This is a genomic window from Nocardia puris (genome assembly GCF_036051655.1).
Classification (GTDB): Bacteria; Actinomycetota; Actinomycetes; order Mycobacteriales; family Mycobacteriaceae; genus Nocardia; species Nocardia puris.
Genome location: NZ_CP107943.1, coordinates 2,587,213 through 2,600,848, shown reverse-complemented (window position 1 = coordinate 2,600,848; position 13,636 = coordinate 2,587,213). Strand labels below are relative to the sequence as shown.

General features: G+C 68.3%; 7 protein-coding genes. All 7 read right to left on the bottom strand.

Annotated elements, in window-relative coordinates; genetic code table 11:
- Positions 1-122 precede the first annotated feature (122 nt).
- The 7 genes from OHB21_RS11760 to OHB21_RS11730 all read right to left on the bottom strand — a co-directional run bounded on the left by OHB21_RS11760 (position 123) and on the right by OHB21_RS11730 (position 13,634).
- The gene (locus OHB21_RS11760; RefSeq protein ID WP_067506261.1) at positions 123-4,076 is read right to left on the bottom strand and encodes a DNA-directed RNA polymerase subunit beta'; all 3,954 of its coding nucleotides are present in this window, start codon (positions 4,074-4,076) and stop codon (positions 123-125) included.
- Positions 4,077-4,182: 106 nt separating this feature from the next.
- Positions 4,183-7,674: a DNA-directed RNA polymerase subunit beta gene (rpoB, locus tag OHB21_RS11755; RefSeq protein WP_067506258.1), complete on the bottom strand. Its 3,492-nt coding sequence runs from the start codon at positions 7,672-7,674 to the stop codon at positions 4,183-4,185.
- 467 nt (positions 7,675-8,141) lie between these two features.
- Entirely contained in the window at positions 8,142-8,822 is a 681-nt protein-coding gene (locus OHB21_RS11750) for a hypothetical protein (RefSeq protein WP_067506256.1), read from the bottom strand.
- Positions 8,819-9,706, bottom strand: coding sequence for a hypothetical protein (locus tag OHB21_RS11745; protein ID WP_328438659.1), 888 nt, complete (start codon positions 9,704-9,706; stop codon positions 8,819-8,821). Before OHB21_RS11745 ends, OHB21_RS11750 begins: the two co-directional genes overlap by 4 nt.
- A gap of 222 nt (positions 9,707-9,928) precedes the next feature.
- Positions 9,929-11,170: an MlaD family protein gene (locus OHB21_RS11740; protein WP_328438657.1), complete on the bottom strand. Its 1,242-nt coding sequence runs from the start codon at positions 11,168-11,170 to the stop codon at positions 9,929-9,931.
- Positions 11,167-12,402, bottom strand: a complete 1,236-nt coding sequence (locus OHB21_RS11735; RefSeq protein ID WP_195124653.1) for an MCE family protein — start codon at positions 12,400-12,402, stop codon at positions 11,167-11,169. The genes OHB21_RS11740 and OHB21_RS11735 overlap by 4 nt, the downstream gene beginning before the upstream one ends.
- Positions 12,399-13,634: an MCE family protein gene (locus tag OHB21_RS11730; RefSeq protein ID WP_324192010.1), complete on the bottom strand. Its 1,236-nt coding sequence runs from the start codon at positions 13,632-13,634 to the stop codon at positions 12,399-12,401. The genes OHB21_RS11735 and OHB21_RS11730 overlap by 4 nt, the downstream gene beginning before the upstream one ends.
- Positions 13,635-13,636 lie beyond the last annotated feature (2 nt).

The following is a 13,636-nucleotide window of genomic DNA, read 5'->3' as shown; positions in this document are numbered from 1 at the left end:
GCGCCGACCCGGACGAACCACCGAGCCGGTGCCACATCCTAAACCGCACCACCCCGTTCCGGCCCCCGGAACGCGAAACGGCCCCCGCACCGAAAGATGCGGGGGCCGAATGCTTCACGGGATCAGCGGTAGTCGCTGAAGCCGTAGTCGTCCAGCGGCACGGCGGCACCGGTGGTGGCGCCGAAGCTGTCCGGGCTGTAGTAGGTGTCGTCGTAGGACGGCACCGCGTACGCCGCGGCACGGGCTTCCTCGGTGGGCTGAACCTGGATGTTGCGGTACCGGTTGATGCCGGTGCCTGCCGGGATCAGCTTGCCGATGATCACGTTCTCCTTGAGGCCGATGAGCTTGTCGGAGCGGCAGTTGATGGCCGCGTCCGTCAGCACCCGGGTGGTCTCCTGGAAGGAGGCCGCCGACAGCCACGAATCGGTGGCCAGCGACGCCTTGGTGATACCCATCAGCACCGGGCGACCGGAGGCGGGCTCGCCGCCCTCGGCCACGACCCGGCGGTTGGCCGCCTCGAACTCGGCACGCTCGGTGAGCGAACCGGGCAGGAACTCGGTCGCGCCCGAATCGATGATCGTCACGCGGCGCAGCATCTGGCGCACGATGACCTCGATGTGCTTGTCGTGGATCGACACACCCTGCGAGCGGTAGACCTCCTGGACCTCGTGGACCAGGTGGATCTGCACCTGACGGGGGCCCATCACGCGCAGCACCTCGTGCGGATCCGCCGCGCCCTCCAGCAGCTGCTGGCCGACCTCGACGTGGTCGCCGTCGGCGAGCAGGCGCTCGGTGCCGTCGTCGTGCTTGAACACACGCAGACGCTGACGCTTGGACAGCTTGTCGTAGACGACGTCCTCGCCACCGTCATCGGGGATGATGGTGATCTTGTAGAACCGGTCGTCGTCCTCGAGCCGCACCCGGCCGGAGACCTCGGCGATCGGGGCCTTGCCCTTGGGCACGCGCGCCTCGAACAGCTCCTGCACACGCGGCAGACCGCCGGTGATGTCATCACCCGCGACACCACCCTGGTGGAAGGTACGCATGGTCAGCTGGGTACCGGGCTCACCGATGGACTGGGCGGCGACGATGCCGACGGCCTCGCCGATGTCGACCAGCTTGCCGGTGGCCATCGAACGGCCGTAGCAGACCGCGCACACGCCGGTGCCGGTGGTGCAGGTCAGCACGGAGCGGACCTTCACCTCGGTGATACCCGCGTCGAGCAGCGCCTCGATGGCCGGGTCGCCCAGGTCGGAACCCTTGGTGACCACGACGTTCCCGTTCGCGTCGACCGCGTCGGCGGCCAGCGTGCGGGCGTACGCGGAGGTCTCCACGTGCGCGTCGCGGATGAGCGAACCGTCGAGCTGCTTCTCGGCGATCGGCACCAGGATGCCGCGCTCGGTGCCACAGTCGTGCTCGCGCACGATGACGTCCTGCGACACGTCCACCAGACGACGGGTCAGGTAACCCGAGTCGGCGGTGCGCAGCGCGGTGTCGGCCAGACCCTTACGAGCGCCGTGGGTGTTGATGAAGTACTCCAGCACGGTCAGGCCCTCGCGGAACGAGGACTTGATCGGGCGCGGGATGAACTCACCCTTCGGGTTCGTCACCAGGCCCTTCATACCCGCGAGGGTACGGGTCTGGGTGAAGTTACCCGTGGCGCCCGAGTCGACGATCGTGATGATCGGGTTGTCGGCCGGGTAGTGCGCGCGCAGCGCCTTACCGACCTCCTCGGTCGCCTCCTGCCAGATCTTGACCAGGGCGTTATTGCGCTCCTGGTGATCGAGCGCACCACGCTGGTACTTCTTCTCGATCTGATCCGACTGCGCCTCGTAGCGCTCCATGATCTCGGCCTTCTCCGGCGGCACGAGCACGTCCGACATGGAGACGGTGACACCCGAACGCGTGGCCCAGTAGAAGCCGGCGTCCTTGAGCTTGTCGACGGTCTGCGCCACCACGATCATCGGGTACCGCTCGGCGAGATCGTTGATGATCGTCGCCTGCCGCTTCTTCGGCATCGGCTCGTTGATGAACGCGTAGTCGGCGGGCAGCAGCTCGTTGAACAGCACCCGGCCCAGCGTGGTCTCCGCGGTCCAGGCGTCGCCGCGCTGCCAGCCTTCGGGGAACAGCTCGGCCTCGATCTCCTTCGGCGGACGCTGCGTCGTCAGGCGCACCTTGATCTTGGAGCGCACCGTCAGCTCGCCGCGGTCGACGGCCATCTGCGCCTCGGCGGGCGAGGAGTAGACGCCGAACTCGGGCTCGTCCTTGGTCGCCGGACGGTACTCGCCCTTCGCGCCCTCTTCCAGGCGGGTCAGGTAGTACAGGCCGGTCACCATGTCCAGGCGGGGCATGGCCAGCGGGCGGCCCGACGCGGGCGACAGGATGTTGTTCGAGGACAGCATCAGGATGCGGGCCTCGGCCTGCGCCTCCGCCGACAGCGGCAGGTGCACGGCCATCTGGTCGCCGTCGAAGTCGGCGTTGAACGCCTCACAGACCAGCGGGTGCAGCTGGATGGCCTTGCCTTCCACCAGCTGCGGCTCGAACGCCTGGATGCCGAGGCGGTGCAGGGTGGGCGCGCGGTTGAGCAGCACGGGGTGCTCGGCGATGACCTCTTCGAGGACATCCCACACCTGCGGCCGCTGCCGCTCCACCATCCGCTTGGCGGACTTGATGTTCTGCGCGTGGTTCAGGTCCACCAGGCGCTTCATGACGAACGGCTTGAACAGCTCGAGTGCCATCAGCTTCGGCAGACCGCACTGGTGCAGCTTGAGCTGCGGGCCGACCACGATGACCGAACGGCCGGAGTAGTCGACGCGCTTGCCGAGCAGGTTCTGGCGGAACCGGCCCTGCTTGCCCTTGAGCAGATCCGACAGCGACTTGAGCGGCCGGTTACCGGGACCGGTGACCGGCCGGCCGCGACGACCGTTGTCGAACAGGGCGTCGACCGACTCCTGCAGCATCCGCTTCTCGTTATTGACGATGATCTCGGGCGCGCCGAGGTCGATCAGTCGCTTGAGGCGGTTGTTGCGGTTGATGACGCGGCGGTAGAGGTCGTTCAGGTCGGAGGTGGCGAAGCGGCCACCGTCGAGCTGGACCATCGGGCGCAGCTCCGGCGGGATCACCGGAACGGCGTCGAGCACCATGCCCATCGGCGAGTTGCCGTTGGCCTGGAAGGCCGCGACGACCTTCAGGCGCTTGAGCGCGCGCAGCTTCTTCTGGCCCTTACCGGTGCGAATGGTCTCGCGCAGGTTCTCGGCCTCGGCCTCGATGTCGAAGGACTCCATCAGCTTCTGGATGGACTCCGCGCCCATCGCGCCGGTGAAGTACTCGCCGTAGCGGTCGGTGAGCTCGCGGTAGAGCACCTCGTCGACGATGAGCTGCTTGGGGGCCAGCTTGGTGAAGGTGGTCCAGATCTCGTCGAGCCGGTCCAGCTCGCGCTGGGCCCGGTCGCGGAGCTGGCGCATCTCACGCTCGCCGCCGTCCTTGACCTTGCGTCGGACGTCGGACTTGGCGCCCTCGGCCTCCAGCTCGGCCAGATCGGCCTCGAGCTTCTGCGCGCGGGCCTCGAGATCGGCGTCGCGCTGATCGGCGACGGCCTTCTTCTCGACCTCCATCTCCGCCTCGAGGGTGGAGAGCTCGTTGTGGCGCAGCTCCTCGTCGACGGCGACGATGACGTAGGCGGCGAAGTAGATGATCTTCTCGAGATCCTTCGGCGCCAGGTCCAGCAGGTAGCCCAGGCGCGAGGGGACGCCCTTGAAGTACCAGATGTGGGTGACGGGCGCGGCCAGCTCGATGTGGCCCATCCGCTCGCGGCGCACCTTGGCGCGGGTCACCTCGACGCCGCAGCGCTCACAGATGATGCCCTTGAAGCGGACGCGCTTGTACTTGCCGCAGTAGCACTCCCAGTCCCGGGTGGGACCGAAGATCTTCTCGCAGAACAAGCCGTCCTTCTCCGGCTTGAGCGTGCGGTAGTTGATGGTCTCCGGCTTCTTCACCTCGCCGTAAGACCACTGGCGGATGTCCTCCGCGGTGGCGAGACCGATCCGGAGTTCATCGAAGAAGTTGACGTCTAGCACGTAACTTCCTTTCCCCTGTTCGGGTCGAAATCGAGCAAAAGTTCACTAGTGGTGGAACGCGATGGGCGCGGATGCCGTTGCGGGGCAAGGCATCCGCGCCGACCGCCTAGTTCGCCAAATCGTCGACGGTGGCCGCTTCGTTCCTGGACAGGTTGATGCCCAGGTTCGCCGCGGCGCGCTCCAGGTCCTCGTCCTCGCCCTCGCGCAGCTCGATCGCGGCGCCGTCGGACGACAGCACCTCGACGTTGAGGCACAGCGACTGGAGTTCCTTGAGGAGCACCTTGAACGACTCCGGAATGCCCGGCTCCGGAATGTTCTCGCCCTTGACGATCGCCTCGTAGACCTTCACGCGGCCGACGACGTCGTCGGACTTGATGGTGAGCAGTTCCTGCAGCGTGTACGCGGCGCCGTAGGCCTGCATCGCCCAGCACTCCATCTCACCGAAGCGCTGACCACCGAACTGCGCCTTACCGCCCAGCGGCTGCTGGGTGATCATCGAGTACGGGCCGGTGGAACGGGCGTGGATCTTGTCGTCCACCAGGTGGTGCAGCTTCAGGATGTACATGTAGCCGACCGCCACCGGGTACGGGAACGGCTCGCCGGAGCGGCCGTCGAACAGGGTGGCCTTACCGTTGTCGTCGACCATGCGCTCGCCGTCGCGGTTGGGCAGGGTCGAACCGAGCAGACCGGTCAGCTCCTCCTCGCGCGCGCCGTCGAACACCGGGGTGGCGATATTGGAGTCGGCGGGGGCGCCGATCATCTCCTCCGGCAGGTTCTTCGCCCATTCGGGTTCACCGTCGACCTGCCAGCCCGCCTTGCCGATCCAGCCCAGATGTGTCTCCAGGATCTGGCCGATGTTCATACGACGCGGCACACCGTGGGTGTTCAGGATGATGTCGACCGGGGTGCCGTCGGGGAGGAACGGCATGTCCTCGGTCGGCAGGATCTTGCCGATGACGCCCTTGTTGCCGTGGCGGCCGGCGAGCTTGTCGCCGTCCTGGATCTTGCGCTTCTGCGCCACGTACACGCGGACCAGTTCGTTGACGCCGGGGGGCAGGTCGTCGTCGTCCTCGCGCGAGAACACGCGGATGGAGATGACCTTGCCCGACTCGCCGTGCGGCACCTTCAGCGAGGTGTCGCGCACCTCGCGCGCCTTCTCACCGAAGATCGCGCGCAGCAGCCGCTCCTCGGGGGTCAGCTCGGTCTCGCCCTTCGGGGTGACCTTGCCGACCAGGATGTCGCCGTCGCGGACCTCGGCGCCGATGCGCACGATGCCGCGCTCGTCCAGGTCGGCGAGCACCTCGTCGGAGACGTTCGGGATGTCCCGGGTGATCTCCTCGGCGCCCAGCTTGGTGTCGCGGGCGTCGATCTCGTGCTCTTCGATGTGGATCGAGGTGAGGACGTCCTCCTCCACGAGGCGCTGCGACAGGATGATCGCGTCCTCGTAGTTGTGGCCCTCCCACGGCATGATCGCCACGAGCAGGTTCTTGCCGAGGGCCATCTCACCGTTCTGGGTGCACGGACCGTCGGCCAGCACCTGGCCCGACTCCACCCGCTGGCCCTCGTCCACGATCGGACGCTGGTTGGAGCAGGTGCCCTGGTTGGAGCGGTCGAACTTGCGCATGCGGTAGCTCTTGCGCGTGCCGTCGTCGGCCATCACCGTCACGTAGTCGGCGGAGACCTCCTCGACCACACCCGGCTTCTCGTTGACGACCACGTCACCGGCGTCGACCGCGGCGCGCAGCTCCATGCCGGTGCCCACGATGGGGGCCTCGGAACGGATCAGCGGCACGGCCTGGCGCTGCATGTTCGCGCCCATGAGCGCGCGGTTGGCGTCGTCGTGCTCGAGGAACGGGATCATGGCGGTCGCGACCGATACCATCTGGCGCGGCGAGACGTCCATGTAGGTCACCTCGGCCGGGGCGACGAACTCCATCTCCTCGTTGCCGCGGCGCGCGAGCACCCGGTCCTCGAGGAAGTTGCCGTCGGCGTCGACCGGCGAGTTGGCCTGGGCCCGGACCTCGCGGTCCTCCTCGTCGGCGGTCAGGTACACGACCTCGTCGGTGACCCGGCCGTTCTCGACCTTGCGGTACGGCGTCTCGATGAAGCCGAACGGGTTGACCCGCGCGTACACCGACAGCGAACCGATCAGGCCGATGTTCGGGCCTTCCGGGGTCTCGATCGGGCACATGCGGCCGTAGTGCGAGGGGTGCACGTCGCGGACCTCGAGGCCGGCGCGCTCACGGGACAGACCGCCGGGGCCCAGCGCCGAGAGGCGGCGCTTGTGGGTCAGGCCCGAGAGCGGGTTGTTCTGGTCCATGAACTGCGACAGCTGGGAGGTTCCGAAGAACTCCTTGATCGCGGCGACGACCGGGCGGATGTTGATCAGGGTCTGCGGCGTGATCGCCTCGACGTCCTGGGTGGTCATCCGCTCGCGGACCACGCGCTCCATGCGGGACAGGCCGACCCGGATCTGGTTCTGGATCAGCTCGCCGACGGTGCGCAGGCGGCGGTTGCCGAAGTGGTCGATGTCGTCGACCTCGACGGGCACCTCGACGCCGCCGGGGGCGGTCATGAACTTGTCGCCCGCGTGCAGGCGCACCAGGTACTCGATGGTGGTGACGATGTCTTCCTTCGTCAGCACCGAGCCCACGACCGGCTCACCCGGGTGGATGCCGAGCTTCTTGTTGATCTTGTAGCGGCCGACGCGCGCGAGGTCGTAGCGCTTCTCCTTGAAGAACAGGTTCTCCAGCAGGGTCTGCGCGGACTCCTTGGTGGGCGGTTCGCCCGGGCGCAGCTTGCGGTAGATGTCGAGCAGCGCCTCGTCCTGCCCGGCGGTGTTGTCCTTCTCCAGGGTGGACATCATGATCTCGGAGAAGCCGAAGCGCTCGACGATCTCCTCGGTGGTCCAGCCCAGCGCCTTGAGCAGCACGGTGACCGGCTGACGGCGCTTGCGATCGATGCGCACACCGACGGTGTCGCGCTTGTCGACGTCGAACTCCAGCCACGCGCCGCGCGAGGGGATCACGCGCACGCTGTGCAGGTCCTTCTCGGTGCCCTTGTCGATCGTGTGATCGAAGTACACGCCCGGGGAGCGGACCAGCTGGGAGACCACGACACGCTCGGTGCCGTTGATGATGAACGTGCCCTTGTCGGTCATCATCGGGAAATCGCCCATGAAGACCGTCTGGCTCTTGATCTCACCGGTGTTGTTGTTGATGAACTCCGCGGTGACGAACAGCGGCGCCGCGTAGGTCATGTCCTTTTCTTTGCACTCGTCGATCGAGGCCTTGTGATCCTCGAATCGCGGGTCCGAGAAGGACAGGGACATGGAGCCGGAGAAGTCCTCGATCGGCGAGAGCTCCTCGAGCACCTCCTCGAGTCCACCGACGATGCCTACGTCACCACGTGCCGCGGCCCGTTCGCGCCATTCCGGCGCACCGATCAACCAGTTGAACGACTCCGTCTGTAGATCGAGAAGACCCGGCACTTCCAAGGGTTCACGGATCTTCGCGAAGGAGACCCTCTTCGGGGCTCCGGGGATACCGGCAACTGCCTTGGTCTGGGTGGAGACTGCCAAGATGCGTCCTTCCAGCACCTCACGCGCGTCGCGTGGTGGTCCGCGACCGTCGCTTTGCTTCTGCTACGAATTCCGCTGGTCACAACCCGAACGAAACCCGAACAGGCAACAACGGAAGTAACACCGGAAGGGCGAAACTTACGTGTGCGAATCGAGGTATGGACAGGAGGCAGCCAGCGCAAAGTCCAAACCTACACTCCATGACACGGAGGTGTCAAAGTACCACCCGTGTGATCTCCCTCGCCGCTGGCGCGCCGTGGCGCAGCGGCGTCCGGACCACGAGGGCCGGGGGCTCACCGGCGGGCGCCACACCTCGTCCGCGCGTGCGGGGGGCGACCGTATCGCTGGCTGCGCCGGTGGCCACGGGGCGGGGGAAACCGCTTGTGACAGCTGCCGCTGTTGTGAATAGCGTGACGGGTCGGGCGAAACTCGTCAAGTGGCATGCCCGTCACCGGGTCACCGAGATCGGTTGACCCGGTTCAAGATCACCGGTCCACGACCGAGCTCGCCAGCCAGCGCCCGTCGACCTTCGTCATCTGCAACACGACCGGACCAGCCACGCTCTGCTGGGCCACGCCGTCCTTGGTGGCACTCACCACCAGATTCACCAGCAACTCCGCGTGATCGTCGGTGAGCATTGTCACACCGATCGGATCGACCACCGCGTCGGCGCTGGTCTGGGCCTGTTTGATGGCTTCGATCGTCGTTCCGGCGAACTGGTCGAGCTCCGTGAGCATCGTGCCGGTGACCACCTGGCGAACGGCGTCCTCGTAGCCGTCGACGGCGTCGAGGTCGTAGGCGTAGATGGTGCGCAGCGCGTGCTCGCCCGCGGCGCGCACCTCCTCGGTGGCGGCGCTGTCGAGGTAGGCGCGATTGTCGTCGGAAACTCCCGGGCGAAAGGCCGCGATCACGGCGAAACCGCCCAGCACCATCGCCCCGAGCAGCGCGAGGGTGACCAGTCGCCAGGAACCGCCGCCGGTGCGCTCGGGCCGCGGGGCGCGCGGCGGACGGGCGGGCTGCTTGCGTGGACGACGTTCGGCGGGCGCGGTGGACGTGGTCTGCCGCGCGGAGGCGAGCTTCGGTCCGCGCGAGACCGGGCGCGGGCCGGCCGTCTGCGCGGTACGGCGTTTGGGCGTGACCCGGTTGACCGGGCGGCGCGTGTTCATCGCGGTCCCTCCTGCGGCGTGGGCTCGGTGGGAGGCGGAACTTCCACTGGCGCACCGGGTTCCGCGGGTGTGCCGGCCGGGCCCGGACCGTCCAGCAGGACGGGTTGGGTGAGGGAGGCGACCTGTTCGGCCTTCCACACCTCGCCGTCCTTGGCCATGTCCAGGCTCCACGTGTAGCGGTAGGCCGAGTCCGGCCGGCCCGGCGCGGATTCGGTGACGCGCAGCACGACCAGCGCCGAGGCCCGGTCCCGCTCGCTGTTCAGCGAGGTGATCGAGGCACCGAGCACCGTGGAGGACATGCCGACACCCGCGCGGGCGGCCATCTCCTCCGACTGCGCCTGGTTCTTCGTGGCCGACTCCAGGATCGGGCCCGTCATCGAGGAGCGGGCCAGCGCGAGCGAGCCGGGCACGTCGTCCAGGTTCATGGTGGTCATATTGAGCGCGGCCTGCTGGGCGGCGTCCAGCGCGGAGTCGCGGGCGTCGGCGCGCGGACCGTCGGTGAACAACGCCGCCCGCACCCAGCCGCCGCCGAACCACAGCGCCGCCAGCGCGGCGACGATCACCGCGCCGAGCGCTACGACTGTGAGCGCGGCAGGTGGGCGGGAGCTCGCGGAGGTGGTGGACGCGTCGTCGGAAGTTTTCTCGCGCCGCGCCGCTCGCGACCCACCGCTGGATTCCGCGACCGGCTCGGCAGCGCTGTCCGAAACCGACGCATCGGCAGTCACCTCACTCGAGTCCGCGACCTGCCCCTTGGCATCAGCGGTGACGCCGTCATCCGCTCGGCCCGGCTCCTCGGCAGCAGGCCGTGAGTCGGCGGCCTCGCCGTCGGAATCGGCGGTCGCCCGGCTCGGCTCCGCGATCGGCCCCTGGGCATCGGCAGCCACCCCGTCAGTGTCGGCCGGACGCACCGCATCGTCCTCCGGCACCGCTGCACCGTCCGCCGGACGCGACTCGTCCTCGGAGCTGCCGGGCTTCACGCCGGCACCGCCCGCGAACCTTCGATGCGCTCCCGGCGCTCGCTCACGCTTCCGGCGCGCGCGATGCGCGCTGTGTCGACGGTTCCCTCGCTGCGCTCGCTCACGCCGCCACCCTAACGTCCAGCGTGTTCATCGCTTCGGCGTGACGCCCATGAGGGTGGCCAGCTGGACGGCGACCGGGGTGAGGTTCAGCTTCTCCGGGTCGGTCTTGGGGTTGGCGTCCCAGGGCTGCGTGATCGCCGGGTCGGCGAGCTCGGCGCGCTCGCCGCCGCGCACGGCGGTCGGATTGCCGAACGGCACAAGGCATTTGGCTTCGGTGTTGAAGGGGAATTCGTCGCGCGTGTCGTCGAAATCCGGGTTCTGCGCCTTCATCCGCTCCAGGATCACCTGGGTCCCCTCGTAGCCGACCGTGCAGGCCGGCGGGTTATTGGTCTCGAGCACCAGGCCGAAGTGGCTGGTGCCGTCGCCGGGGGCGGTGGCCGAGGCGCCGATGGACAGGTGCGGCAGCATCTGCAGCAGCGGTCGCAGCGCGTAGAACTTCGGCGAGATCGCGACCAGCAGTTCGCGCAGGTTGGCCAGGTCGGTGGTCAGCGCGGGCCCGCTCTCCTCCAGCAGCGCGCCGAGCTGTTCGCCCGCGTCGGCGCCGGTGCCGATGAGTCGGCGCACATCGGGGTCGCTGGAGCGCAGCTGGGCGGTGAGCGCGTCGAGTCCCTCGCTGAAGCGGCGGATGGCGTCGGCCTGTTCGGCCTGGGTGCCCAGCGCGATGCGGCCGTCGCGGATGAGCTGGACGGTCTGCGGCAGCGTCTCGTGGAACATGGTGGTGAACTCGTTGAGCGAGCGCACGAAGACGTGCAGGTCCTCGCCCTTGCCGTCGAAGGCGCGGCCCAGTTCGGTGACGGTGACATTGAGCGCGGCGAGGTCGACGGTGCTCGCGAACCGGTCCACGCTGGCGACCAGATCCTGCACGGGCACCGGCGTCTGCGCCCCCACGATCACCGAGCCGTCGGTCAGGTACGGGCCGCTGTCGCTGTCGGGTTGCAGGTCGACGTACTGTTCGCCGATCGCGGACCGGTTGGCCACCACGGCCTTCGCCGAGGCCGGGATGTCGGGCGCACTCGAGTCGATCACCAGCGTGATGCTCACCCCGTCGCCGTCGAGGGCGAGTTCACCGACCCGCCCCACCGGCACACCCCGATAGGTCACCTCGGCGCCTTTATAGATGCCGCCCGTCTGCGCGGTCTCCACCCGCACCTCGTACTGGCTGAACCCGAGCATGTGGTCCAGCCGGATGTAGCGCGCGCCCACGAACGCGATGCCGAGCACGGCGATCACCACGAACACCACCAGCTGATTGCGCACGAGCCTGGTCATCGGGGCGCACCTCCCGCGGCGGGCGGGCGCACCCCGAGCTGTTCGAGGAGCTGTCCGAACGGATCCGCGCCGGGCGCGGGCAGCGGCGCCAGGGCGGGCGGCAGCGGCAACAGCGACACCGTCGGCCAGCCGGGGCGGGGACCGTTGCCGTGGTAGTACGGGTTCGTGGGATTCACGTTCGGCGTGGGCCCGTACGGCGGCGGGATGTACACCGGATCCGGTTTGCCCACACCGAGATTGCTCAGCGTCACGCCGATCTGCTGGTCCACCGACAGCCAGGTGTTCACCTGGCCGCCGAAGGTGCCCTCCAGCGACGAATCCGGGAACGGATAGGTGGGGATGAGCGGGAACGCCGTCACCAGATCCGGTGCGGCACGGCCCAATTCCTGCAACGTGGGCCGCAGCGCGTTGAGATCGGTGATGAGATCGTCCTTGGCGGTGTCGATCACGTCGAACCCGGCCTGCCCCACCCGGTCCAGCTGGCCGAGCAGGTCGATCAGCTGCGGCCGCTGCTGCTCCAGGATCGCGATACCGGCGGGCAGTTCGTCGATCACGCGCCCGAGTTCGACGTTGCGGGCGGCCACCCGATTGCCGAGTTCGGCGAGTTCGTCGATGGCCCTGGTGATATCGGCGACCTGCCGCTCCAAGCCGCCGATCAGCGTGTTCGCCTGCTCCAGCAGGGAGCGCACCCGGTCCTCGCGCCCGCCCATGGCGTTGTTCAGCTCGGTGACGATCGGTTTGAGCTGCGCGACGCCACCGCCGTTGAGCAACAACGACATCGCGCCCAGCACCTGCTCCACCTCGGTGGCGTGCCGGGTGTTCCGCACCGGGATCACCGCGCCGTCGGTCAGCGGTTCCGGATCGGGGGCCACCTCGGGCGCGGACAGTTCGATGAACTTCTCGCCCAGCAGATTCGACTGCCGCACCTCGGCGACGGCGTTGGCGGGCAGCCGCACCGAAGAGTTGATCAGCGTGCGCACGCTGGCGGTCCAGCCGTCGCCCGCGAGCGTGATCTCCTCGACCCGCCCGACCGGCACGCCGTCGGCCTTCACCGCCGACTGCGGCACCAGGTCGAGCACGTCGTCGAAGTGGATGTCGACGTGGATCGGGTGCTCGCCCACGTCGGCGCCGCCGGGCAGCGGCACGCTGTAGATACCGTCGGCCGCGCAGGAACCCAGCAGCAGCGTCGCGAATCCCAGTGCGGCGACGGCGAATCCGCGTGCGGCCCTCATCGTCCACCGTCCTGCTGAGAGGGCGGCATCCGGTCCGACGGCGTGCCGGGTACGGTCCCCGGCACCGGTGCGCGCTGCTGGTTCTCGCCGCTGAGAATGCCGAACGGCAGGATCAGCGTGGGCGTCTGGACGCCCGCGGTGATCTGGTCGGTGATCTCCTTGCAGTGATCCAGCAGCGGGCGCATCTGGCGGCCCAGCGCCTCGAACTTCGCATCGCCGGGCACCAGCTCGGAGAGATCCAGCATCTTGCAGATCACGCCGAACGGATCCTGCAGATCGGTGAAGTTGGCGCGCATGTCGAGGGTGCCGGATTCGGCGTTGTGGATATTGATCAGGTTGCTCAGCGCCACCGGCAGCACCGGCAGCGTGGCGGCCAGATCGTCGCGCTGGTCGGCCAGGGTGCGGGTGAGTGTGGTGAGCGACTCCGCGTTCTGCGCCACGAGGTCGCGATTCGCATCGACGAACCGGGCCACATCGCCCAGCGCCACCGAGAGCAGCCGCAGCGCCTCGCCCAGGTTCTGGCGTTCGTCGGCGAGGAATCCGGCCAGGTCGGCCAGCTGCGCGTTGAATTGCCGCACCTGCTGGTCGTTCTCGGCGAGCATGCTGACGAACGACTGCAAATGCTTCACGGTCTCGAAGATGTCGCCGCGCGCCTCGGCGAAGTACCGCGCCGCGCCCGAGAGCTGGGTGATGCTGTTCGCCAGCGCCTCACCGTTGCCCGCGAGGTTGTCGGCGGACACGCGCACCAGATCGTTCACCGCGCCCTCGCGGTTCGCGCCGTCGGGGCCGAGCGCCTCGGAGAGTTCGGCGATGCTGCGATACAGCTCGTCCACCTCGACGGGCGTCACGGTGCGTTCGCGCGGAATGGTCGCGGTGCGCGCCATTTTCGGGCCGCCGGTGTAGGCAGGGGTGAGCTGGATATAGCGATCGGCCACCACCGACGGGGTGATCTGCGCGGCGCGCGCGTCGGCCGGAACGTCGAAGCCGCGATCCACGCGCAAATCGACGCGCACCTGATCGCCCATCGGCTCGACCGCCGCCACCCGGCCCACCGACACCCCGAGGATGCGCACGTCGGAGCCTTCGTAGATGCCCACCGACCGGTCGAAGTACGCGGTGATCCTGGTGGTGGTCAGCCGGTCGAACCCCTGCCACAGCACGAATCCCGCGATCAGCGCCAGCACCACGCCCACCGCGACACCGAGGCGGGCACGACGGCTCGACCAGTTCACGC